Here is a 22,447-nt window from a genome sequence, read left to right on the forward strand (position 1 = left end):
ACAGGCACCGCGTTCATCCAGAAAGCACGCGTTATCGTTGACGTTTTTCGCGAGCAAGCTCGCTCCTACAATCCCGGTGCAGCAGATTTTCTTTTTCTGTGGATTGCAGCGTTGTTGATTATCCAGGTGCGCTCGGCGGTGGCTTGCTTGAAGGCGTCTTAATGCACGATGGCATTGGGCGGCAGATGGCCGAGTCGCTCGGTCAGGCGCAGGCGCTGGATCGGGTCTTCGCTGAGCATCAACGCGTGTTCCAGGTCGAAGCGCTCGGCGCTCGGGCAGTCCAGGCGCTGATACAGGCTGGCGCGTGCCAGGTAATCGGCGGCGCTGGCGTTGCCCAGTTCCAGTACGCGCTCGGCATCCACCAGGGCGGCCAGCGGTTCGTCGTTGGCCAGGTAAAGTTGGCGCAGGTTACGTGACAGCCGCTGCAGGATCGAGCGGGGCTCGGCGGTGTGCAGGTGTTCGGCCTGCAGTTTGAGATTCGGGCCATATTGGCGATGCAGCATGTCGCGACAGTCATTGGGATACATGCGTCGGCCCCCGCAGGGGTCGAGCAGGTGATCGGCACCGGGCACCCGCAGCAGGAAGTGACCGGGGAAATTCACCCCGACCATGGGGATGTCCAGGCGCCGTGCCAGTTCCAGGGCGATCAGGCCCATGGCCAGGGGCTGCCCGCGCTTGCGCTGCAGCACCTTATCGAGCAAGGCGGCGGCGGGGCGCAACGGGGTGAAGTCATCCTGGGCAAACCCCAGGTCGTTCATGCGCCGCAGCAACGGTTGGCCCAGCTCATCGGCCGGCAGCACCGGCATGCCCAGGCTGACCTGCTGTTGCAACAGGCCCAGCTCCTGCAGGATCAGCAACGGCTGCACGGCGGCGTCGTGTTCGGCGGCAATCCACAGCGCAGCTTCGAACAGCGCAGGGGGTGAACGCTCCAGGCAGGCGAAAAAAGCTTGGCGGGGATTCATTGCATTCTCCGGCGGATGCTCTCGTTTTAGCCTTGCTGTGAATTTTCGTCCAGCATCTTGAGAAATATCCCACTCGCTTATGTCACAGAACACACGAATTAGGGCGGCTTATTCCAGTGCGATCCAGCACTTTTCCGGCGCGAGCCTATACTTGTGCCACTACCAGAAGTGATTCGGGAGCACGACGATGTTTGCGCTCATGCACAGCACCCGCCTGGAATCGCTGCACCTGAGCGTCGACCCGGTGACCGGACTGAAGGCGATCATCGCCATCCACAACAGCCGCCTGGGCCCTGCCCTGGGCGGCTGCCGCTACCTGGCCTATCCCGACGATGAAACCGCCATGGCCGACGCCGCGCGCCTGGCCCAGGGCATGAGCTACAAAGCTGCCCTGGCCGGCCTGCCGGTGGGTGGCGGCGCGGCGGTCATCCTACGCCCGGGCCATGTGGAAAGTCGTGCCGCGCTGTTTGAAGCCTTCGGCCGCTGTGTCGAGCAACTGGGCGGGCGCTACATTACCGCCATCGACAGCGGCACTTCGGTCGCCGACATGGATTGCATCGCCCAACACACCCGCTTCGTCACCAGCACCAGCGCCGCCGGCGACCCGGCGCCCCATGCGGCCATGGGGGTGTTTGCCGGCATTCGCACCACCGCCATGGCCCGCCTGGGCAGTGATAACCTCGAAGGCCTGCGCGTGGCGGTGCAGGGCCTGGGCAATGTCGGTTATGCCCTGGCAGAACAACTGCATGCGGCGGGCGCCGAACTGCTGGTCAGCGACATTGACCACGGCAAGGTGCAACTGGCCATGGAACAACTGGGCGCCCACCCCATCGCCAACGACGCCTTGCTCAGCACCCCGTGCGACATCCTTGCCCCGTGCGGCCTGGGCGCGGTACTCAATCGCCAGAGCGTCGGCCAACTGCGCTGCGCCGCCGTGGCCGGTTCTGCCAGTGCACAGCTGACCCACCTGGACATCGCCGATCAATTGGAAGGCCGCGGCATCCTCTACGCGCCCGATTACGTGATCAATTCCGGCGGGCTGATCTACGTCGCACTCAAACACAGTGGCGCCGAGCTGCCGAGCATCACCGCGCACCTGTCCAACATCGGCAGGCGCCTCACTGAAATCTACGCCCATGCCCAGGCTGAAAAGCGCTCCCCCGCTCGAGTGGCTGACGAATTGGCCGAGCGCCTGCTGTATCCGCAGGCCAGGCATTAACCAGGCTCGCCTGCCTGAAATGATTTTTAGCGTTAGTTAAAACTCAACAATAAAAACATAAGAGGGAAGAAGTACGTACTTGTCTGTTTTATCGCGCTTGCATGAGTACAACTTTTGTTACATGTATGAAACAAACAGTAATGATAGTTTTGCAGCAGAAAAAATATTCTGTGCTTTGCGTAATTTGTAATAATTTGAAATATATACTGGTTGGACAATAAAGTCGCCCGCCATTAACTTCGCTGCGACTTCGAAATGACGGAAAGTCCTGTAAGAGATTTCTGAAAAATTTGTATGATCTCTGAAGCAAAAATTATTTGATCGAAGTGAAAATAGAACTGCCCATCCAAGTAATGCGGCAGCGGGTCTTGCGCTACTGGATAGTGTGAGCAAACGTTTTGGCCTGGTGGGACTCTTGACTGGCTTCTTGTTTGTTAACGTCGAACTTTGATAAGGAATATCAGATATGACGAACGCTTCAATTCATGGTGTCCTTCCGGTCGCCATCCTTCCGTACAACAGCGACCTTTCTCTGGATACTTCAGCCCTGCGGCTGCAGATCGAACACATTCTGCACACGGGGTGTGACGGTGTGGTCATCGGGCAAATCTCGGAAGTATCACGGTTGACCACTACCGAGCGTTTTCGCGTCGCTGAATTGATCGCCGAGCAAACGGGCGATAAAGGCCTGGCGATCATGAGCACGGGCGGCGAAAGCATCGCTCAGGCCATTGAGTATTCGCGGCAGGCCGAGCAGGCAGGTTGTGACGCATTGCTGGTGATGCACCCGTCGATGTGGGCACTTGACGATGAACAGATGTATGTCTACTTCGCCAATGTGATCGAGAGCGTCAGCGTTCCGGTGCTGGTGCACCACGCCAAATCCCTTGCAAAGCGTCCAATGTCGATTGATGTGCAGGCGCGTCTGCTCAAGACGTTCGGGGCGCAGAAAGTGCAGTTCAAACCGGAGTCGGCGCCTACCGCGCCCAAAGTATCGCTGTTGCGCGATGCCACCGGCGGCGAGGCCAGGATCTTCGAAGGCGATGGCGGCATGATGTTGGTCGATACCTATAAGCGTGGGTTGGCAGGCGTTATTCCGGCGACCGAAATCGCCGAAATTACCGTGGCCTTATGGCGCGCGCTGCAAACAGGCGATGAAAAACTCGCCAGGGCTATTGGTTATCCGTTGTCTTATTTAATGTGCCATATGATGGCGAGTATCGATTGTTACTTGCAGTTGTCAAAGCACTTGCTCAAGCGGCGTCGTTTAATGAGCAATACATTGATTCGCCCTCCGGTTGATTTTACCATGGACCCGGAAACACTTTGCGAAGTTGAAAAGGTGTATGACCAACTTCTTGAATTCGTGACCCAGTAATAAGGAAGTTACACATGAAGCGTTTTGGTTTTTCAATTGAGTTGACCAGTACCGAAGCAGTAACCCTGTATAAGACGTTACACCGCGACGTGCCGCAACAAATTGCCGGTGAGCACGGCGTGCTCAAGGAAATTGGCTTGCAGCGCATGTCAATTTATCTTTTGCCGCCCCGCACGCTGTTCATGCAGGTAGAGGCCAACGATGAGTTTGATCCGCTGCGTGACTTCAGCCGTGCCTTGTCTTTCCATCCGGCAGTGCAGGCGTGGGACGACCAGATGCATGGTGATAATCCGTTGCTCAAACGTATTGCCGGCAATCAGACAGAATTGAACTGGTGGCGCCTGGAGCAGGTGTACGACTGGAGCGTCGATGCGGCAGGTCAGCAAAAATGACCGATCGAAAACAGTCATTCGCGTTACTGGATTGCACCTTGCGCGATGGTGGGTTCCAGACCGATTGGCGGTTTTCCGATGCCATGGCTCGGCAGTACTTCGGTACTTGCCTGGCCACTGGCGTGGACATCGTCGAATTGGGTTACCTGAATCTCGATACGTTTTCGCAAAGCACTGATTACGGGTCTTATAAGGCATTGCCCGAGTCACTGACGGAGCAGCAGTGCCTGCTGATTGATCCGCATCAGATCAAAGTAGCCGTCATGATTGACGCGGGGCCAGCGCTGGAGCAATCCCCCCAGGCAATGGCCGACGTGATACTCGCCTCGGTTCGCCGCGCGCCATTTCGTATCGATATTCTGCGTATTGCGGCCAAGAGCAGCCAGTTCGATGCTTGCGTGAGATTGGCGCGGGCTTTGGAGGGCAATGAGCTGACAGTGATCCTCAACCTGATGCAGGTCGCCGAGCTATCGAGCGATCAACTGGCCGATAGGCTCAACGGCCTGGACCAGGAACCGATCGCTGCCCTGTATTTTGCCGACAGTTTTGGCCGCATGTTGCCGGAGCAGGTGCACCAGTTATTTCGCAACGCTGCCGAGCTGACAGACTTGCCGCTTGGCTTTCATGCGCATGACAACTACGGTCTGGCCGTCGCCAACACCCACGCTGCTATCCAGGCAGGGGCCCGGTATGTCGACGGTACCTTTGCCGGCATCGGCCGTGGCGCGGGTAATGCGGCGACAGAGAGCCTGGCGTTGCTCAAGCCTCAACAGCCGATGGCGCACTGCGAAGACTTTCTGGCCGAGCATATCGAACCTCTGCGGCAAGTAGCGAACTGGGGGTACTCGCCGACCTACCGTTGTCAGGCCAGGCATAACATCCACCCCACCTATGCACAGAGACTGTTCGAAGGTGCTCCGTTAAGCGGTGCGCAGCGCATCGACATCGTCGGCAGAATCGCCGGGCACGCCGGATCGCACAAGTTTGATGTGAACATTCTCAACCAGTACAGGTAAGTGCGGAGTACGCGTATGACCAGGGTCACGCTTGGCGATAGGTTAGTGGGTAAGCAGTTGGTATTTTTCGATTGCGACGGCGTGTTGCTCGACTCCAATGGCGTGAAGCTGGCGGCGGTCGATTACGCACTGGCGCATTACTCGCAGAAGCTGCGCGATCGTTGCAAGGAAAGTTTCAGACTTAACTTCGGACGACCCAGACTCTGGCATTTTGAGGTCTTCCAGCAACTGATTGCGCCCGTCGGCCCCGATGCCGAGCATTTCCTGGCGACGTGCATCTCACGTTATGAAGATTATCTGCGTACCCATTACAGCGCTGCACCCTTGGTGGCCGGGGCGCAGCAGTTGCTGGCGCAACTGGCAGAGGGCAACGTGGTATGTGCGGTGGTGAGCGGTGGCAAGGAAGAGGAAATTATCCAGGCGTTGAGGGTGAGCGGTATCGATCGCTACATGGTACGAGTGATCGGCTCACCCACCTCCAAGACTGCTGCGATTCGTGCTCTGCTCGATCAATATGGGTGTGATGCTTCGCAGGCGCTCTTTCTGGGGGATGCCATTGCCGATGCCGAGGCTGCGATTACCTGCAAGGTGCCGTTTATCTTTGTCAGCGGCCATGCACTGGTCGGGCGTTCAGCCTTGAGCGCCAACTGGCCCGCCGATTACCGGGCGGGAGAGGTACCTGATTTGCAACCGGATAATCCTGTTTCACAGTTCAGCGCACGCTGTTCGAGGGTCAAGGAGGACTTTTTACAATGAAAGCAAGAGCGCCACTCACCATTGCCATCACCGGAGTAAGCCGTGGCTTGGGCAAAGCCCTGGGCCATGCGCTGGCCGCACGCGGCCACCAGGTTCATGGCTGCCAGCTTGCAGTTGACGCGCCTGTCGGCGCGGTGCAAGGCAATCCTGCGCTGTACTGCGCCTCGGTCACCGAGTCTCAGGACATGCAGCAATTCGCAGAGGCCGTATTGCGCGACGGTCCGGTTGACATCGTGGTGTGCAACGCCGGGGTGATCAGCGAACGCAAGCCGGCGTGGGAGATTGACCTGCAGGACTGGGCGCGAGTGATGGAGGTGAACGTGCTGGGGGTCGTCAATACCCTGCATGCTTTTTTGCCATCGATGCTCGACCGTCGCCAGGGCCTGTTCATCGCGATCAGTTCCGGTTGGGGGCGCTCGGCTTCGTGGGGACTGGGGCCTTACTGTGCCAGCAAATTCGCCGTCGAGGGGCTGATTGGCTCGCTTAACGCTGACTTGCCGACGGAGGTGAATGCTGTCGCGCTTGATCCGGGCAACGGCGTGAACACCCAAATGCTCTCCATCTGCCTTCCGGACGAGCATCACCAGTACATCGCTGCCGATATCTGGGCCGAACACGCCGCCGACTACATCGTTGATCATCTCTATCAGGAGAAGGTCTCGGGTAGCCAGACGGTTCCCCATCCGGGCTTATAACGAACCTTGCGACAGGAACGCATACCATGCTGAAAAATAAACGTGTTGTCGTCACCGGTGGTGGTCGTGATTTCGGCCAGGCGGTGTCGGTGTGGCTGGCCCGGGAAGGGGCTCATGTCGACTTGTGCGCGCGCCAGATGTCCAGTGCGCAGGCCACGTGTGAGCTTATTCGAGCCGAAGGGGGATCTGCGCGTGCCTACGCGTGCGACATCGCCGACCCTGCATCGGTGCGCGCCTTCGCTGCGCAAATCCTGCAGGATGAGCGGGCGGTGGACGTTCTGGTGCTGAGCGCGGCGCAGTGGCTTGAGGGGCTATTGGGAGAAGACGACAGTGACGACGACATCGCCGGCACCATCAACTCCGGTCTGACAGGCTCGATCACCCTGACCCGTGCACTGTTGCCCGGGCTGCGTCGCTCGGCGGCGGCCGACATTATGGCGATGGTCTCGGTGTGCGGCGTGCCGCAGTTTACCGACTCTATCGCCCATCCAGCCTTTTTCGCCGCCAAACACGGTATGAGTGGCTTTTGCCAGAACATGGCTCATCACCTGGCCAAGGAGCACATTCGGGTCACCGGTTTTTACCCGCCCGATTTTGAAGTGACCGGCCTGGATGAGGCGGTTGATCCTGCCAGCCCATTGCTCAACGGTCGTTCCATCTGGGAGACCATGCGCTTCGTGCTGACGCAACCGCGCAACTGCCACATCGATGCGGTGCACTTCCGGGGCCCGACTCGCGAGACGCTGCAATGATGAACAACACCACTGCACGGTGCCGGGCACCGGTCAGTTATCGGCTCTCCAGCGATGACCTGGAGCTGCGTCAGGTCATGCCGCTGAACATCGCCGATGGGTTTTTCACCGCAGGCTGCGATCCGGCAGTGTTCTTTGACAAGTGCGCGCAACACCAGGCGGTTCGCAGGCTCGCCCCTGACTTGGCGTTTGACGGTCGGCAAGTGGCATCGTTGGACCGGTTGCCGCCTGATGATGGTCGTGCGTGGGTAGTGCGCCCGGCGTTGTCGCCGAGTTCGCGCGGTTCAGCCGTGCTGCTGGGGGGGCAGTGGGCCACTGCGTCCCAGGTCGCCGCCTTGCTGGATGATGCACCGGGGCCGTTTCAGATCCATGTCCATGAACCGGGTTATCCCGTGTTCATCAATGGGGTACTCGACGCGGGTGAGTTCCACGTCACTGACGCCTGGCGCTGTCATACCCTGGATCTGGAAGGGCGCAGGCTCCTCACTGCCGTCAACAGCCTGCCTTCCGCCGTGCTGCCGGCACGGCTGGTGCCGCAGCTTGCCGCGCTGGCTAACGGGCTCGGCATGCTGCACGGCCCGTTGCACGCTGAGGTGGTGATCACGTCAACCGGCGCGCGGCTGGTGAAGCTGTCGCCGCGACTGGCCAGCACGCCGTTGCCGCAGCTTTGCCGGTTGGGCGGTTGGCCAGCCCAGGAGGATTGCTGGAAACAGTGGCCGCAGGCACTCGGGCAAGGCCCGACGCAAGGTGCAGCGGTGGCGGATTACTCTTTTGTGATTACGCGGGCCGGGCGGGTCAAGGCCTTTCTCTTTGACCGTGAAGTGCGCAGCCTGGAGAGCTTCAGCCACTATTTCGTTGCGCCGCCGGTTGGCAAGGCGGTAGCAATGACCACTGACGGCACCACCTACGGATGTACGGTTTTCTTACGCAATCATTGCCTTGAAAAGTTGACCGAGGAGATCGCCATGCTCCAGTCGCTCAACCTTACCGACGCCTTCGAGATCGATTAACCCGTCGCCGCTGCGCAGCACCCCAATAGAAATGCCCAGGGAGGTCATCACACGATCAACCTCCTGCGGCTGCGCTCAGCCTGAAATTCTGTAGACAGGGAGTTCACATGAGTTTTGCAACAGATTTGGTCATCAGCCCTTGCGAGCAAAAAATCCACGATGTGGTGGGTATCGGCTTTGGCCCTTCGAACATTTCGCTCGCCATCGCCCTTCAGGAGATGGCCCCCGAGCTGGATGTTGCTTTTTTTGACAGCGCACCTGGTTTCGGTTGGCACAAGGGCATGCTGTTCAAGAATGCAACCATGCAGGTGACGTTTCTCAAAGACCTGGTCAGCTTTCGCAACCCGCGCAGCTACTTTACGTTCGTCAATTACTTGCACAGCAAAGGCCGGATCGCCGCCTTCTGCAACAAGAAGGACTTCTTCCCCGGCCGCCTGGAGTTTCACGATTACCTGAGTTGGTGCGCGGCGGAGTTCAGCGACCAGGTGTTCTACGGTCATCAGGTGCTGAGCATCAACGAGGGCGGCGTGGACGATGACGGTTCACCTCTGTTCAGAGTCCAGATGCAGGTGGGTGATATGACGACGGCTGTGCTTGCCCGTTCGGTGGTTCATTCATTGGGCCTTGAGCCTCAATTGCCATTGGGGGTGGAGCCCGGCGAGCGGGTAACGCACGTTCATCACTTGCTGGCCCATCTTGAAAAGACTGCGTTGAATGCCGACGGCCACTGCGTCGTGGTGGGCGGTGGGCAGAGTGCCGCCGAGGCCGTTGAGTACCTGCTCGAGACGTATCCGGCCATGAACGTGACAGCCATCATGGCGCGCTATGGCTACACGCCAGCCGACGACAGCCCATTCGTGAACGAAATATTCAACGCCGACGCGGTCGACGATTTCCACGCGTCGCCCGCCCATGTACGGCAACACATACTGCGCACACATGCCTCCACCAATTACTCCGCAGTGGACATGGCCCTGATCGAAAAACTCTACCGCAACTGGTACGACGACGAAGTCAGTGGGCAGCAGCGTCTCAAGCTGGAACGCATGAGTCGTTTCCAATCGGTCCTTGTTCAGGATGCCGGTCTACAGGTGGCGTTCAACCGCCAAATGAGCAGCGATGTACAAAAGCTGCGCTGCGACTATCTGGTCTGCGCGACCGGCTTCCGTCCCCGCCGCATCGCCGACCTGTTGTGCGCATCCCTGGCTGTCCGACTGGTCCACGACGAGGGCTCGGCGCGTATTTTGCGTAACTACCGCCTGACCTTTCAGGGGGACTCGGCGCCACTGCTGTATTCCACGGGTGTTGCCGAAGACACTCATGGATTGAGCGCCACGCTCATTTCCAATATGGCCATTCGCGCCGGTGAAATCGTTGACGATCTGCGCACCACCCTGAAACGGAGGCACTATGAGCAAGCCGTTTGACGTCATCATCATTGGGGCCGGCATCATCGGCGCGACGTGCTTTTATGTAATGACCCTGGCGGGCAAACGCTGCCTGCTGCTGGATGACAAGCAGCTCAGCTGCGGTGTGACAGGTGCTTCCGGCTGCATCGTGCGGGTCACTCATGCGTCCTGGGAGGCGACCCGCGCTGCGGCGCAGGGCTATCACTTCTACCGGCAGTTGGCGCAGGACTCCGGGGGGCAAGTGCCCTTTACCGAGACGGGCTATCTGCATTTCGCCGAGCCACACGCATTGGCCGACATGCAGGGCTGGCTGGAGCGCGAAGGGGTACCGGCTCAATTGCTCGACTCCCGGGCCTTGGCTGCCCGCTACCCCGCGTTGCCGATCACCGCGCAAATGGCGCTGCACGAACCGGGCTCAGGCTACATGGAGGCCAGACCGACGTTGCAGTACCTGGTGCAATCGGCCATCGCCCAGGGGGGGGTCTACCATGACGCGGTAAAGGTTCACGCGGTACGTGTCGATGTTGCAAGCCGGCAGGCCGTTGGCGTGCTGAGCTCCAACGGCGATTACGACGGTGCGCAGGTGATTGTCGCGATGGGCAATGGTACCAGCGAGTTCCTGATTCGCCAGTTCGGTGATGCCTTTGGCCTGTGGAGTCAGCATATTCAGGTCACACGGTTCAAGGGCGCGACACCGTTACCTGAGGCGCCGTGTTTTATTGACGACATCAATCAGCTTAACGGACGACCGTGCCCCCTGACCGGCGGGCTCTACGTCGGCTACCCGACGGGTATGCGAGTGCCGGCCAGCCACAGTTACATGCCTGCTCAACTGTCCCACGCACAACTGACCCGAGAGCAGGGTCAACGGCGTTTCCCCTGGCTGCAAGACGCATCGGTGGAGGGTGCGCTGTGCCATAGCGACTGCTACAGCGAGCAACCCATCGGGTTGATTGGCAAGCAACCGGGGTTGCCGGGCGGCGTGCTGGTTGCCTCTGGTTTCAGTGGTGGCGGATTCAAAATGGCGCCCCATGTTGCCATGCAGCTCGCCCGCGTAATTTCTCAAGGATAGAGAGCAACGACCATGAAAAAGATCAATATGTTTTCCCCGGCCAAACGCTTCTACAACGTCGACTCGCGCACCGTTGACCTGCCTGGCACTGACCTTAACCTGATGGGCTGCACCCTGGGGCCTGGCGAGGAAAGCCAGCCGCACAATCACTTTGAGGATGAGTTGTTTATTTTCACCGCTGGGCATGGCGTGGTTAAAACCGTGCAGGAGATGCTTGAAGTGCGTGCGGGAGACGCCGTGCACTGCCAGCGCTTCGAACCTCATACCCTGCGTAATCTGAGCGATCAACACCCCTTGACCTTCCATTCATTGTATTGGGATGCGGGGCGCTCTAACGCGCCCGCAGCAGCGCCAGTTGTGGACACCCTGATCTACGCTACCCCGCCGACGCCGAACGGTGATTTGCACCTGGGACATCTCTCGGGGCCCTATATCGCAGGTGATGTGCTCAAGCGCGTGCTGGGCAACACCGGTGCCAGGGTTTTCTACGGCAGCGGGCGTGACGATAACCAGACGTACGTCGTAACGTGCGCAACCAAGGAAGGCATCGGTCCGGGCGCATGCGCCGACCACTACGCCCAGGCCATCCGCGAAACGTGGCAAGGTTATGGCATCGATATGGACGTGTTCATCACACCGGATACCCAAGGTGAGTACGCGGACTTCGTTCATCACTACCTGCAACGACTGCATGAGCAGGATGTTATCTATGCCAAGGACACGCCAGTGTTCGTGGATGATGCGGGAAACGCGCTGCATGAGGCGTTCATTCACGGGGGCTGCCCGCATTGTGGCGAAAGCAGTGACGGCAATGCCTGTGAGGCCTGTGGCCAGCCCAACCAGTGCACCGACCTGACCCAACCGCGCGTCAAGCGCGATGGGCATCAACCCCGATTAAAAATCGAAACACGCTTGTTCTTCCGTTTGAGTGCATTTGCCGACGAACTGCTCAAGTACATCCAGACGGCCAACATGCCTGCCCATGTCTATCAGCTTTGCCACACCATGCTGCGCCAGGGGCTGCCGGATATCTGCATCAGCCATCGCAGCGACTGGGGTATTCGCCACCGCCTGCCATCCGTACAGGATCAGGTCATCTACGTCTGGTTCGAAATGGCCTTCGGTTATCTGTGGGGCGCCAGCGACCTGCCGGTTGACGGCAGCGATCGCTTCGCACGTGCCGAGCAGTGCTATTCGGGCGCAATGGATGTAGTTCATTGTTACGGCTTCGACAATGCCTATTATCACACCTTGTTATTCCCGGCGATTTACCTGGCATTGGGCTTGACCCCCCCGCGACACCACATTGTCAACGAACTGCTTGATCTTGATGGCAGTAAGTTCTCCACCAGTCGCCGCCACTTGATCTGGGGCCGTGAGTTTTTGGCCGAAGCCGGCAGCGATTATGCGCGCATGGCGCTCATGCTCACGCGCCCTGAGGGGGTGAGAACCAATTTCACCGTCAATGAGATCAGCGAGCAGCTCAATGACCTGTTTGCGCAGAAACTGAATGGGTTGATCCAGCGCCTGGATCAGTGCATCGCCAGGCATGGCGGCAGCGTGCCTGAGCCTGGCGCCTGGCTGAGCGACCAGAAAACCTATCATGAAGAACTGTGCCAATGGATGGACGGGTATCGGCAGGCTGCCTCGATCCAGAGCTTCTCGCCCAGACGCATGGCCGAGCAGGTCGCTCATGTGATTCATCGCGCGTCGCGTTTCAGTGCCGCACAAGAGCATTTATTGAAGTCTTCGGCGCAACCGTTATCCAACCACGCGCGCACTGCACTGGCGCTGCAGGCTATGACCCTGCGCTGGCTTGCTTATGCCACTTACCCGTTGATGCCGGGTATCAGCCAGCAACTGAGCGAATGGCTCAATCTGCCTGGGCTCGAACGTGACGATGTACTGGCCGGCTCGTTCTTTGCCGGCGGTCATACCCTGGCCAGCCGGCCACCTGTGAAACTGCACAGCGTGTCGGCTCAGGCACTGGCGCGGCTTATGCCGGGGCACGTTTAGATGAGCGCAGTCATGCGCGGACAACGGGTGGGTATCGTCGGGCCTCTGACGGGCCCTCGGGCGGCGTATGGGGAGTGGCTTCGCAAGGCCGTGCAGGGTTCCTCGCTACCCCTGATATGGGCGGATGACGCGGCCGACCCCGTCGTCGCGGTAGCTGCGGCGCGCCGACTGTTGGCCGGCGGGGCAGGGGTGGTCATTGGTCATTTCAACAGTGAATGCGCCCGGTCGGCCGGGGCACTCTACCAGGCAGCCGGTGTTCCCTTGCTATTGCCCGCCGCAACGGCACCAGACCTTTGCCGTACGGTCGGTGCCTTTCGCTTGTGCGCCAGTGAATTGCAGCAAGTGACGACCATTGTCGACTACCTGGCTCAGGTTTATACGCAGGTTGAAGAAATCTGGTCGGATGGTTCGCCGTACGGCGAACGATTGGCCTTGGCCTTGCAACAGCGTCTGCTGCCGATGACGCGGCAAGGGGCAAGCCAGTCGGTATGCGCGTTGATGGGCTCGCACGTCGCGGTGGCTGCGGAAATTCGTAGAAGAGCGCGTCCGGGGACGGTTTATCTGGTGCCGGATGATTGTGTGGTCGAAGAGTTTGGCGAGCTGCTGGCGGGGACCGGCGTAATCACCCTGTGCCCCCATGCCGCGCCGGATTTTGGCGACTGCGCGCGCATGGCGCTGAGGTTTGTGGCCGCTGCCTTTGAGGAGGGCTGCGCCGTACGCGAGTACCTCGATGCACATGCGGATTTCGACCAGGGTCAGTACCGACATGCCGACTACATCATGAAGTGGCACGAATATTCCACTTTTCCTGGCCATGACAAAGGACGTCATCATCATGCAACTTGAACATTCTGGAACCTTGCGCGAGTTACCCGGCATAGGCCATGACGACATCGCACCCGGCGACATTGAGATTATGCTGTCCGCGTTCCGCCAGGCCCTGACCCAGCCCCGCGCCAAGCTGTCGGCGCCGTGTGATGCCGAGCACATTACGCAGGCGGCAGAAGAGGCGGTCGGCACCACGATTTGTGAATCAGGTATAGGCCTGGAGCCCGCGTTGGAACTCTACACCAGCTTGCTTGGCCGGCAGGGCGTGCCGACCGACCACCCGGGTTATCTGGCCTACATCGGTGCCCGTGCTACCCCCGCAGCCGCGTTGATGGACGGCTTGCTGTCCGCCAGTGGCATGATCGGCTCGGGATGGCTGGGCGGGGCGGGCTTGATCTGGGCGGAGAATCAGGCATTGCGCTGGTTGTGTCAGCTGGCCGGTTTGCCGGACGGCGCCGGAGGGTGTTTCGTCGGTGGCGGCACCGCGGGTAATTTCTCTGCGCTGGTGGCCGCCCGACATCGCTACAGAGAACGCGCGGGGCGGCATCAGGGGCTTTTAGTGGTGGGAGAGGGAGCCCATTCTTCAATTATCGTCAGCGCCCGGTTGCTCGACCTGGACGTGGTGACGGTGGCTTCGGATGAGCTGGGCCGTTTAACGGCTTTCGAACTGGCGAAGACCTTGGAACAACTGGCCGTGGAGGGGCGGCGCGACCACGTGGTCGCCGTGGTAGCAGTCGCGGGTGCGACCAATTCGGGACAGATCGATGATCTTTCCGGTATAGGGGGAATCGCCCGTCAGCATGCTATCTGGTTGCATGTGGATGCGGCCTACGGCGGTGCGTTCCTGTGTGTCCCGAGTGTGAGGGCTCAACTGGAAGGTATTGAGCAGGCCGACTCACTGATCATCGACCCACACAAGGGCCTGTTCGTACCCTACGACTGTTGTGCGCTGCTCTACGCCAAACCCGATGAGGTTACCGCAGCTTTTACTCAGGATGCTTCCTATCTGGAGCAGATCAATGAGTCCGAGCAATGCAACCCCATGCACTATGCCTTCCATCTGTCGCGTCGGGCCCGAGGCATGCCGCTGTGGTTCTCACTGGCGGTGCATGGCATCGCGGCTTACCGGCATACTCTGGAGCGCATCCTTGTGCTCAGCGCCTACCTGCGCACGCGCATCGCCAGCCATCCGAGGCTGGAGCTGATCAAGGCGTCCGGCTTGAGCGTTATCCTGTTCAAGCGCCACGGCTGGCAAGCCGACGATTATGATCGCTGGGCGCAGCGTTGCCTGCGTGACGGTGTTGCCCTGGTGGTCCCTTCTCGCTGGCAGGGGAAGACCGTGATGCGGATATGCATCATGAACACAAGGCTGGATGAGCAGCGATGTGATGACCTACTGGCTGACCTCTGAAGAATGCGTGCTGATTTCTATCCTTCAGCATCGGCTGGAGCATTCAGCTCATTGAGCGCCATTGCGTTATTTTTGAAGGCGGCTGCGAAGATTGCGCGATTTTTTGCCATGTAGATACTTGCATCTTCCGCGTGTTTTTCGGAGAGGCCGGCGACGTTTTTCATCAATACGTCCGTCAGGGCCTCTGCCAGTTCAAGCATCTGATCGTGAGCGTCGGCAAGTTTTCGGTCCACGAACGTAGTCTCCAAATCCCGGGTACTGCGGTAAAGGGTCTCAACAGCCATTTTGGCCTCGTCGTAATATCAAGTGTTGAATGGGGTCGCCCCGGCGCTGCGGGCTTTGTGCTGTGTCCGACAAGCTACGCAATCATCGAGTCTGCGGTTCGAGCGTCCTGACCAGATAGGGCGCATCTGACATATCCAGGCATTCACGACCCTTACCTCTGGTGCATACTGTGTTTATATACAGTTAAAAGCAAGCGAAACATTTGGCGTTGGCGAGCTGATTTTCAATGTAGTCGGAAAATTGCGAGTTGCTACGCCGCAAACGCGCATTGTGGCTGAATGCCATGATCTGAGTGAATAAAGTGCCTCGTGTCACTCGGCCACCCTCTCACCTGCGGCCTCTGGCTTTTTTCCTGCATGCAGAACAACCGTCACCTCCACCCCGCATTATCCGGTCGCACCGACCTAAGGAAGCATCATCGTGAAAATCAACTGGGCCGAAAAGCTGCGCCGGCAAGTCCATGGGCTGGCCGAGTCGCTGGGCAATCTGTTTGTGGAGTCGTTCCATTACCTGGCGCTGTTCGCCATTGGTGCAGTGACCGCTTGGGCGGCGGTGATGGAATTTCTGGGGATGCTGGAGAACGGGCACATCAAGATCGATGACATCTTGCTGCTGTTCATCTACCTGGAATTGGGCGCGATGGTCGGGATTTACTTCAAGACCAACCACATGCCCGTGCGCTTCCTGATCTACGTGGCCATCACCGCGCTGACGCGGTTGCTGATCTCCAACGTGTCCCATCACAACCCGCCGGACGTGGGCATTATCTACTTGTGTGGTGGGATTCTGCTGTTGGCCTTCGCGATTCTGGTAGTGCGCTACGCGTCGTCGGCGTTTCCTTCGGTGAAAGTCGAAGGCCCACGTCGCAAGGGCGAGGCGAGCCAGGAGACCGAGAAGGGCGAGCTTTAGAGCCCGACGCTGAAAGGCAGGTGGCGGGTGGGCGGTCGCTGCAACAGCTTGTGATTGTCCCCATCCGTCATCACCGCCAGGATTTCCATGGCGCTGTGGCCCTGCTCGATGGCAATACCGAACTGGATGCTTTGCACCAGGCGCTTGAGCCGTTGCGGATCGTTGCGTTGTTCGGCGCTGATCATGCGCTTGGCCACTACGCCGCTGTCATCGGAGAGGGTGAGCATGATGCTGCCGTCCAGCCGCTGAATGCTCAGGTTGACGCGGTATTGTGGGCTGAAGGTGTCGGTGATGATCTGAAAAGGGTTGTCCATGGTGCGTTACCGCCTGATAAGAACATGCAGTCATTGACGACCGGTGTCGGGAATAGTTCGCGTTGCCTGACCACCGGCCAAAGTCCGTTTTCCTCAAAAGCTCTACAGCAAGGGGCGTGCCGTACAGGTACTGGGAAGGTTTTTTTGTAGGAGCGAGCTTGCTCGCGAAAAACTCACAGTCACCGCGTTCATTCAGAAAGCACGGGTTATCGTTAACGTTTTTCGCGAGCAAGCTCGCTCCTACAGACCGGCATCAAGGCAAGCCCCTCCCACATTTGAACGGTGTTGTCCTTGGGGGCGGTGACCTGTTTCAGGGCAACACGGAAAAAACGATCGCAGACAGCGCAATCAGCACTCCACCCAGCTGACCGCCAGGCCGCCCCGTGACGTTTCTTTGTATTTGTCATGCATATCGGCGCCGGTATCGCGCATGGTGCGGATCACCCGATCGAGGGAAATGAAGTGCTTGCCGTCGCCGCGCAGGGCCATTTGGGTGGCGTTGATCGCCTTGACGGCCGCGATGGCGTTGCGCTCGATGCACGGCACCTGCACCAGGCCGCCGACGGGGTCGCAGGTCAGGCCGAGGTTGTGTTCCAGGCCGATTTCGGCGGCGTTTTCCAACTGTTCGGGGGTGGCGCCAAGGATATCCGCCAGCCCGGCGGCGGCCATGGCGCAGGCCGAGCCCACTTCGCCCTGGCAGCCGACTTCGGCGCCGGAGATCGAGGCGTTCTTCTTACAGAGGATGCCGACGGCGGCAGCGGCCAGGAAGAAATTGACCACGTCGTCGTCAGACGCGTCGGCATTGAATTTCATGTAGTAATGCAGCACGGCAGGAATGATTCCCGCCGCGCCATTGGTCGGCGCGGTGACCATGCGCCCGCCGGCGGCGTTTTCTTCGTTAACGGCGAGGGCGAACAGGTTGACCCACTCCATGGCCGACAAGGTTGACGTGATGACATTGGGCTTGCCGATTTCCAGCAGGCTGCGGTGCAATTTCGCCGCACGACGCGGGACGTCCAAACCACCGGGCAGAATGCCTTCATCGCGCAGGCCCTGTTCCACGCACGCGCGCATCACCGACCAGATATGCAGCAGGCCGCTGCGGATGGCTTCGTCGCTGCGCCAGGCGCGTTCGTTGGCCATCATCAATTCCGAAACCCGCAGGCCGTGCTTGTTGCACAAGGCCAGCAGTTCAGCGGCGCTGGAAAAGTCGTAGGGCAATTCAACGTCGCTGGTCGGCGCAATGCCCGATGCGGCTTCGGCAGCTTCGATGATGAAACCACCGCCCACCGAATAGTAGGTTTGCTCGCTCAACAGGCCGCCGTCGCCGTATGCGTGCAGGGACATGGCGTTGGGGTGGTAGGGCAGGCTTTCGTCGAGCAGCAGCAGGTCGGTGTGCCAGTCGAATGCAATGGCCTGTTGGCCGGCGAGTAACAACTGGCCGGACTCGCGCAGTTGCTGGATGCGCGCGTTGATCGAGGTGGGGTCGACCTGATCCGGCCATTCGCCCATCAAGCCCATCACACAGGCGCGGTCAGTGGCGTGGCCGACACCGGTGGCAGACAGCGAACCGTACAAGCGCACTTCGACGCGCCGGGTTTGGCTGAGCAACTGCTGGTCGGCCAGTGCCTGGGCAAAGGTCGCGGCAGCCCGCATCGGCCCGACGGTATGGGAGCTGGACGGGCCGATGCCCACCTTGAATAGATCGAAAACGCTGATAGCCATGCTAAAGCCTTACAAGCAATGGAGTGGAAGTCGCTGCCATGTTTTGTAGAGCAGGCGCAGTTGGAGCGATACTGGGCCTCTGGATTGGCACTGACCAACGAATTATCCTAAGACACCCTTTAGCAGGACTAAACGCTATGACCCGGCCCCTTCATGGCCAGACCTATTCCTGGCTGCATGTCTTTTCCTGTGCTGCGCGGCACCTTTCGTTCACCCGCTGCGCCGAAGAGCTGCACATCACGCCGGGCGCGGTGAGCCAGCAGATCCGTCAGTTGGAAGAGCGCCTGGGCTTCAGACTGTTTCACCGCCGTGCTCGGGGTGTGGAGCTGAGCGCCGAAGGGCAGCGCCTGGCGGCGGTGGTAGGGGAGGCCTATGGCAGCATCGACGCCGAATTGCAGCGTCTGGACGCCGGGATGATCAGCGGCACCTTGCGCCTGCGCTCGATTCCGTCGTTTCTCGGCAAGTGGCTGACCCCGCGCCTGCCACGCTTGCAGCAGCGCTTTCCGGACATTCAGTTGCGCATGGTTGCCGAAGACAGCAGCGTCGCGCTGCACGAGGGCGACTTCGACCTGGCCATCGACCTGAACGACGGCAGCTATCCCGGATTGTTATCCACAGCCCTGTTGGATGAGCAGATATTTCCGGTGTGCGCCCCCAGCCTGTTGCGTGGCCGGCCGCCACTGCATGGCCCGGCCGACCTTGCCCACTTTCCGCTGTTGCACGACATCACCGCTTGGCGTGGGAGCTATGAGTATGCCGAGTGGGAGTTCTACCTGAATGAAATCGGTTACCGCGATGCCGATGTGCGTCGCGGGCACACCTTCAACCGCAATCATCTGACCATCGAAGCCGCCATTGCCGGCATGGGCGTGGCCATTGCGCGGCGCACCTTGCTCAATGATGAGCTGGAACGAGGGACCCTGATCGTGCCGTTTGGCCTGGCCGTGCCCAACCATAAACGCTACGTGCTGCTGTATGCGCCGGGTGCATTGAGTCACCCCGGCGTGCGGGCGGTGCACGACTGGCTGGTGGAAGAAGCGGGGGTTTTTCGCGCGTTGCACCCGTTGGGAGCGGCGCCATTGTGAGGAAAATAGGAGGTAAGAAGTTGTAACTAACTCCCCACCCTACCAGCGTTCTTGCTCGTCGTCAGGGTTAATTTGTAATGTAGGATTTATCTTTGCAAAGGGGTTGAAATGTTTCAGCAGGTGCTCAATTGTGTAACCAAGAGGTCATGGTTTCACCACCCCGGTGTTGCAGTTTGTGATCTCTGGCGAGCTAGCTGAAATAAGGGAAGAACTATGCAAATCCAAGTCAATAGCGATAACCATATTGAAAGCAGCATCCGACTGGAGGAGTGGGTACGTACCACCATTGAGAGCACGCTCGAACGTTATGAAGAAGACCTGACCCGTGTGGAGGTCTACCTGCGGGATGAGAACGGCGACAAGCCCGGTCCCCACGATTTAAGTTGCCGCCTCGAGGCCCGGCCAAAAGGCCACCAACCGCTTTCGGTGCTGCACAAGGCCGATACGCTGGAGCAAGCGATCGATGGCGCGGCCACCAAGCTCGACCATGCGCTGGAACATCTGTTCGGCAAACTGCAAGGCAAGCCCCGCGCTGCCGGTAAAAACCAGCCGACCACCAAAGTCAATGAAGATGAGCTTGAACAGGAGTTTCTGGAAAAAGAACGGGCCGTATTCAACGGCTGATAGTTTTTTGACTCCCCATTGAAGACGGGCCTGCGCATGCAGGCCCGTTTTCGTTTAACGGCGCTGTTTGAAGAAATACCCGCTGAGCAGCGCCAGCCCGCACGCACCCAGGCCTGCAAAGAGCATGGCCCAACCGGCACCGTTGCGCAGAGCCGCCCGGGCCTCGTTGAGCGCCAATCCCGGCGCATCCAGCTTGCCCGCCGCAAGGTGCTGGCTGAGGGCCGGCCATTCCATTGCCGTGCCCGGCGGCAGTACATCGGCCAGGTGATGGCTGATCCCCAGCAACAGCACCAGGCCCATCAGCGCGATATTGAGCGCCAGGGTGATCAGCCGGGCGCTGAAGTCGATGCCCGAGGCCATGCCTGCGCGATCAGCCGAGACGGCGCCGGTGGTGGTGTTGGTGGTTGGCGAGTTGGTCAGCGCCAGGCCAGTGCCGGCCATCACGCAACCGAACAGTATCAGCAGGCTGTGCGGCTGTGCGGCGACATTGGCCACGAACATCGCCAGAAACCCCGCGCCCATGGTTGCCAGGCCCAGCGGGATGATGCGTTCGGCGCCGTAGCGCAGGGCCAGGCGTTCGGCCAGGGGCGGCACCAGTAAGGTTGGCAAGGTGTAGGCGAGCAGGGCGCCGCCGGTGGTCAGGGTGTCGTAGCCCAGGCCCGCCTGGAAATACAGCGGCAGGTAGATCATGAACGGCCAGAAGCTGAAGTTCATGCCGATCGAGCCCATCAGCGCCCCGTTGAAGCGCCGGATACGGAACACCGAGAAATCGAACATCGGATGGGCACTGCGCTTTTCAACCACGACGAACAGCAACAACGCCACCAGCGCCAGGCCCGCCCAGCCGAGCATGGCCGGTGTGGCGAAGCCGTGCTCGGTGCCCTGGGTGATGAAGTAGACCAGGGCGAACACCGCCAGCGTCAAGGTCAGCATGCCGGCAATGTCCAGGCGATGGCTGGCCGGGTCGCGGGACTCCTGCACGCTGATGCGCAACAGCACCAGGGTGAACAGGCTGAGCGGTACGTGGGCGAGAAAGACCCAGCGCCAATCGGCGACTGCCAGGATCAGCGCACCGACCATCGGCCCGAACCCCAGGCCCACGCCGGCAATCACGCCCCAGATCGCGAAGGCCCGGGCACGTGCGGCCGGTTCACGAAACAAGTGCGACAAAATCGCGAACTGGCAGATCATCATCGCGCCGCCGCCGATGCCCTGGACGAAGCGCGCCACGATCAGCATGGTCGCGTCGGTGGCCAGCCCGCAAGCCAGTGAAGCCAGGCCGAACAGCCACAGGCACAGTACCAGCACGCGTCGACGGCCAAAGCGATCGGCCAGGGTGCCCGCTGCCATCAGTACGCTGGTGCAGGCCAGGGTGTAGGCGTTCATGATCCACTGGGCGTCTTGAAATCCTGTGCCCAATTCGCGTTCAAGGGTGGGCAGGATGACCGGTACGCTGGAGATTTCCAGGCCGAACATCAGGGCCACCAGGCACACGGCGGTGAGCGCCAGGCCGTTTCTGGTGGTATGCGCGGGGCTTAAGGCCGATAGAGCGGCGGCGGGTGGCATACGCAGTTCCTTAAGAGAGAGGGAGGGATTATTCTCTCGGGAATTGGGTTCTTTATTTGCGATAACTTTTCCCTTGATAGGGGAGTCAAAGGCGACAATCTACGATGTCTACCCCACGTTTCGATGGTGTCGAGCTGTTTCTGCAAATCGTCGAGAGCGGCAGCCTGAGCGCGGCCGCCGAGCGGCTGAACCTCACGCGCTCGGCGGTGGGCAAGGGCCTGGCGCGGCTTGAAGCGCGCCTGGGCACCTGCCTGTTGCAACGCTCCACGCGCCGCCAGCGTCTGACCGAGGATGGGCAGGCCTACTACGAGCACTGTCTGCGCGCGCTGGCGGAGCTGGAGGCGGCCGAGTCCGTGCTGGAAAGCGGCCGTCAGCAGCCACGCGGACGCTTGCGCGCGAGTTTGCCGCTGGCGTTTGGTCACCACTATGCCGCGCCTGCCCTGTGGGGCTTGATGGAGCGTTATCCGGACCTTGAGATCGACATTTGCTTCTCCGACCGCATGATCGATCTGGCGCAGGAAGGCTTCGATATTGCCGTGCGTATCGGCCCGTTGCCGGATACCGACCGCCTGAGTGCGCGGCGTCTGGGGGAGCAGGTCATGGGCCTGGCGGCGTCACCGGCGTATCTGCAACGCAGGGGGCGAATTGAACATATCGAGGAATTGGCGGCTCATCGCGGCATTGCTTACCGCAGCAATAACGTCCATCGCTCGCGGCTGGTCACGCCCCTGGTGTTGGACGACCTCCAGGCTGTGGCCGATGCGACGATTGCAGGCGTGGGCCTGGCCTGGTTACCGAGTTGGTTGATTGCCCACTACGCGCTACGCGGGCAACTGGAGGCGGTACTGCCCGACTATCGCGAGCAGCCGGCCCCCATCCACGTGATCTGGCCGACGGCGCCGCACATGCCGGCCAAGACACGGTGCGCCATTGATGCGCTGGTCGCGGCCACCCCAAGTTGCCTGGCGGGCAGTTAGAACCCGAATCCTGAACACACTGAGGATCAAATGTGGGAGGGGGCTT

General features: G+C 60.0%; 22 protein-coding genes. 17 read left to right on the plus strand and 5 right to left on the minus strand.

Features of this window, described 5'->3' with window-relative positions:
* Positions 1–158: 158 nt before the first annotated feature.
* On the minus strand, positions 159–962 hold the full coding sequence (locus tag BFP90_RS01115) for a SirB1 family protein (RefSeq protein WP_065894815.1): 804 nt from the start codon (positions 960–962) through the stop codon (positions 159–161).
* Positions 963–1,149: 187 nt separating this feature from the next.
* On the opposite strand from BFP90_RS01115, the gene BFP90_RS01120 reads away from it, so the two are divergent.
* The 13 genes from BFP90_RS01120 (at position 1,150) to BFP90_RS01180 (ending at position 14,916) form a co-directional block, all read left to right on the plus strand.
* A complete protein-coding gene (locus BFP90_RS01120; protein ID WP_065895758.1) occupies positions 1,150–2,181 on the plus strand; it encodes a Leu/Phe/Val dehydrogenase in 1,032 nt (343 codons plus the stop codon).
* Positions 2,182–2,647: 466 nt separating this feature from the next.
* On the plus strand, positions 2,648–3,559 hold the full coding sequence (locus BFP90_RS01125) for a dihydrodipicolinate synthase family protein (RefSeq protein WP_065894817.1): 912 nt from the start codon (positions 2,648–2,650) through the stop codon (positions 3,557–3,559).
* Between the two features lie 14 nt (positions 3,560–3,573).
* Positions 3,574–3,951, plus strand: a complete 378-nt coding sequence (locus tag BFP90_RS01130) for an L-rhamnose mutarotase (protein WP_065894818.1) — start codon at positions 3,574–3,576, stop codon at positions 3,949–3,951.
* Positions 3,948–4,967 (plus strand): homocitrate synthase, encoded by a 1,020-nt coding sequence (locus tag BFP90_RS01135; RefSeq protein WP_065894819.1) that lies wholly within the window; start codon positions 3,948–3,950, stop codon positions 4,965–4,967. The genes BFP90_RS01130 and BFP90_RS01135 overlap by 4 nt, the downstream gene beginning before the upstream one ends.
* A 15-nt stretch (positions 4,968–4,982) precedes the next feature.
* On the plus strand, positions 4,983–5,723 hold the full coding sequence (locus tag BFP90_RS01140) for an HAD family hydrolase (RefSeq protein ID WP_083203135.1): 741 nt from the start codon (positions 4,983–4,985) through the stop codon (positions 5,721–5,723).
* Positions 5,720–6,418, plus strand: a complete 699-nt coding sequence (locus BFP90_RS01145) for an SDR family oxidoreductase (protein ID WP_065894821.1) — start codon at positions 5,720–5,722, stop codon at positions 6,416–6,418. The genes BFP90_RS01140 and BFP90_RS01145 overlap by 4 nt, the downstream gene beginning before the upstream one ends.
* 26 nt (positions 6,419–6,444) lie before the next feature.
* A complete protein-coding gene (locus tag BFP90_RS01150; RefSeq protein ID WP_065894822.1) occupies positions 6,445–7,170 on the plus strand; it encodes an SDR family oxidoreductase in 726 nt (241 codons plus the stop codon).
* Positions 7,167–8,180, plus strand: a complete 1,014-nt coding sequence (locus tag BFP90_RS01155; RefSeq protein ID WP_065894823.1) for a hypothetical protein — start codon at positions 7,167–7,169, stop codon at positions 8,178–8,180. Before BFP90_RS01150 ends, BFP90_RS01155 begins: the two co-directional genes overlap by 4 nt.
* A gap of 107 nt (positions 8,181–8,287) precedes the next feature.
* Positions 8,288–9,607, plus strand: a complete 1,320-nt coding sequence (locus BFP90_RS01160; protein WP_065894824.1) for a lysine N(6)-hydroxylase/L-ornithine N(5)-oxygenase family protein — start codon at positions 8,288–8,290, stop codon at positions 9,605–9,607.
* On the plus strand, positions 9,591–10,661 hold the full coding sequence (locus tag BFP90_RS01165; RefSeq protein WP_065894825.1) for an NAD(P)/FAD-dependent oxidoreductase: 1,071 nt from the start codon (positions 9,591–9,593) through the stop codon (positions 10,659–10,661). The genes BFP90_RS01160 and BFP90_RS01165 overlap by 17 nt, the downstream gene beginning before the upstream one ends.
* Positions 10,662–10,673: 12 nt before the next feature.
* Positions 10,674–12,677: a class I tRNA ligase family protein gene (locus BFP90_RS01170; protein ID WP_256097408.1), complete on the plus strand. Its 2,004-nt coding sequence runs from the start codon at positions 10,674–10,676 to the stop codon at positions 12,675–12,677.
* The gene (locus tag BFP90_RS01175; protein WP_065894826.1) at positions 12,678–13,523 is read left to right on the plus strand and encodes an ABC transporter substrate-binding protein; all 846 of its coding nucleotides are present in this window, start codon (positions 12,678–12,680) and stop codon (positions 13,521–13,523) included.
* Positions 13,513–14,916 (plus strand): pyridoxal phosphate-dependent decarboxylase family protein, encoded by a 1,404-nt coding sequence (locus tag BFP90_RS01180; protein ID WP_240998944.1) that lies wholly within the window; start codon positions 13,513–13,515, stop codon positions 14,914–14,916. Before BFP90_RS01175 ends, BFP90_RS01180 begins: the two co-directional genes overlap by 11 nt.
* Positions 14,917–14,933: 17 nt before the next feature.
* Here BFP90_RS01180 and BFP90_RS01185 read toward each other — a convergent pair whose 3' ends face one another.
* Positions 14,934–15,200 carry a YebG family protein gene (locus BFP90_RS01185; RefSeq protein WP_057724702.1) on the minus strand — a complete coding sequence of 89 codons (267 nt, stop codon included), beginning with the start codon at positions 15,198–15,200 and terminating at the stop codon, positions 14,934–14,936.
* Positions 15,201–15,621: 421 nt separating this feature from the next.
* Here BFP90_RS01185 and BFP90_RS01190 point away from each other — a divergent pair, with 421 nt between their 5' ends.
* Complete coding sequence (locus BFP90_RS01190) at positions 15,622–16,110, plus strand: phosphate-starvation-inducible protein PsiE (RefSeq protein WP_065895760.1); 489 nt, start codon at positions 15,622–15,624, stop codon at positions 16,108–16,110.
* Here the strand turns inward: BFP90_RS01190 and BFP90_RS01195 are convergent.
* Positions 16,107–16,424, minus strand: coding sequence for a DUF3509 domain-containing protein (locus BFP90_RS01195; protein WP_065895761.1), 318 nt, complete (start codon positions 16,422–16,424; stop codon positions 16,107–16,109). The two genes, BFP90_RS01190 and BFP90_RS01195, sit on opposite strands and share 4 nt — an antisense overlap.
* A gap of 348 nt (positions 16,425–16,772) precedes the next feature.
* Positions 16,773–18,149, minus strand: a complete 1,377-nt coding sequence (locus BFP90_RS01200; protein ID WP_065895762.1) for an L-serine ammonia-lyase — start codon at positions 18,147–18,149, stop codon at positions 16,773–16,775.
* A gap of 137 nt (positions 18,150–18,286) precedes the next feature.
* Between BFP90_RS01200 and BFP90_RS01205 the strand changes: the two genes are divergently transcribed.
* Together BFP90_RS01205 and BFP90_RS01210 are read left to right on the plus strand one after the other, a co-directional pair.
* Positions 18,287–19,234: a LysR substrate-binding domain-containing protein gene (locus tag BFP90_RS01205; RefSeq protein WP_065895763.1), complete on the plus strand. Its 948-nt coding sequence runs from the start codon at positions 18,287–18,289 to the stop codon at positions 19,232–19,234.
* A 213-nt stretch (positions 19,235–19,447) separates the two neighbouring features.
* A complete protein-coding gene (locus tag BFP90_RS01210) occupies positions 19,448–19,858 on the plus strand; it encodes an HPF/RaiA family ribosome-associated protein (RefSeq protein WP_016978251.1) in 411 nt (136 codons plus the stop codon).
* A gap of 54 nt (positions 19,859–19,912) precedes the next feature.
* Here the strand turns inward: BFP90_RS01210 and BFP90_RS01215 are convergent, their stop codons facing one another.
* Positions 19,913–21,424 carry an MFS transporter gene (locus BFP90_RS01215; protein WP_065895764.1) on the minus strand — a complete coding sequence of 504 codons (1,512 nt, stop codon included), beginning with the start codon at positions 21,422–21,424 and terminating at the stop codon, positions 19,913–19,915.
* 104 nt (positions 21,425–21,528) lie between these two features.
* On the opposite strand from BFP90_RS01215, the gene BFP90_RS01220 reads away from it, so the two are divergent.
* Positions 21,529–22,401, plus strand: a complete 873-nt coding sequence (locus tag BFP90_RS01220) for a LysR family transcriptional regulator (RefSeq protein ID WP_065895765.1) — start codon at positions 21,529–21,531, stop codon at positions 22,399–22,401.
* Positions 22,402–22,447 lie beyond the last annotated feature (46 nt).

Source organism: Pseudomonas sp. 24 E 13, from assembly GCF_900004715.1.
GTDB classification, from domain to species: Bacteria; Pseudomonadota; Gammaproteobacteria; order Pseudomonadales; family Pseudomonadaceae; genus Aquipseudomonas; species Aquipseudomonas orientalis_A.

Coding starts and splice junctions, on each gene's coding strand:
- BFP90_RS01160 (WP_065894824.1), top strand. CDS start 8,288: ATGAGTTTTGCAACAGATTTGGTCATCAGCCCTTGCGAGCAAAAAATC.
- BFP90_RS01145 (WP_065894821.1), top strand. CDS start 5,720: ATGAAAGCAAGAGCGCCACTCACCATTGCCATCACCGGAGTAAGCCGT.
- BFP90_RS01150 (WP_065894822.1), top strand. CDS start 6,445: ATGCTGAAAAATAAACGTGTTGTCGTCACCGGTGGTGGTCGTGATTTC.
- BFP90_RS01180 (WP_240998944.1), top strand. CDS start 13,513: ATGCAACTTGAACATTCTGGAACCTTGCGCGAGTTACCCGGCATAGGC.
- BFP90_RS01135 (WP_065894819.1), top strand. CDS start 3,948: ATGACCGATCGAAAACAGTCATTCGCGTTACTGGATTGCACCTTGCGC.
- BFP90_RS01155 (WP_065894823.1), top strand. CDS start 7,167: ATGATGAACAACACCACTGCACGGTGCCGGGCACCGGTCAGTTATCGG.
- BFP90_RS01185 (WP_057724702.1), bottom strand. CDS start 15,200: ATGGCTGTTGAGACCCTTTACCGCAGTACCCGGGATTTGGAGACTACG.
- BFP90_RS01125 (WP_065894817.1), top strand. CDS start 2,648: ATGACGAACGCTTCAATTCATGGTGTCCTTCCGGTCGCCATCCTTCCG.
- BFP90_RS01140 (WP_083203135.1), top strand. CDS start 4,983: ATGACCAGGGTCACGCTTGGCGATAGGTTAGTGGGTAAGCAGTTGGTA.
- BFP90_RS01205 (WP_065895763.1), top strand. CDS start 18,287: ATGACCCGGCCCCTTCATGGCCAGACCTATTCCTGGCTGCATGTCTTT.
- BFP90_RS01165 (WP_065894825.1), top strand. CDS start 9,591: ATGAGCAAGCCGTTTGACGTCATCATCATTGGGGCCGGCATCATCGGC.
- BFP90_RS01210 (WP_016978251.1), top strand. CDS start 19,448: ATGCAAATCCAAGTCAATAGCGATAACCATATTGAAAGCAGCATCCGA.
- BFP90_RS01220 (WP_065895765.1), top strand. CDS start 21,529: ATGTCTACCCCACGTTTCGATGGTGTCGAGCTGTTTCTGCAAATCGTC.
- BFP90_RS01170 (WP_256097408.1), top strand. CDS start 10,674: ATGAAAAAGATCAATATGTTTTCCCCGGCCAAACGCTTCTACAACGTC.
- BFP90_RS01215 (WP_065895764.1), bottom strand. CDS start 21,424: ATGCCACCCGCCGCCGCTCTATCGGCCTTAAGCCCCGCGCATACCACC.
- BFP90_RS01200 (WP_065895762.1), bottom strand. CDS start 18,149: ATGGCTATCAGCGTTTTCGATCTATTCAAGGTGGGCATCGGCCCGTCC.
- BFP90_RS01175 (WP_065894826.1), top strand. CDS start 12,678: ATGAGCGCAGTCATGCGCGGACAACGGGTGGGTATCGTCGGGCCTCTG.
- BFP90_RS01130 (WP_065894818.1), top strand. CDS start 3,574: ATGAAGCGTTTTGGTTTTTCAATTGAGTTGACCAGTACCGAAGCAGTA.
- BFP90_RS01115 (WP_065894815.1), bottom strand. CDS start 962: ATGAATCCCCGCCAAGCTTTTTTCGCCTGCCTGGAGCGTTCACCCCCT.
- BFP90_RS01195 (WP_065895761.1), bottom strand. CDS start 16,424: ATGGACAACCCTTTTCAGATCATCACCGACACCTTCAGCCCACAATAC.
- BFP90_RS01120 (WP_065895758.1), top strand. CDS start 1,150: ATGTTTGCGCTCATGCACAGCACCCGCCTGGAATCGCTGCACCTGAGC.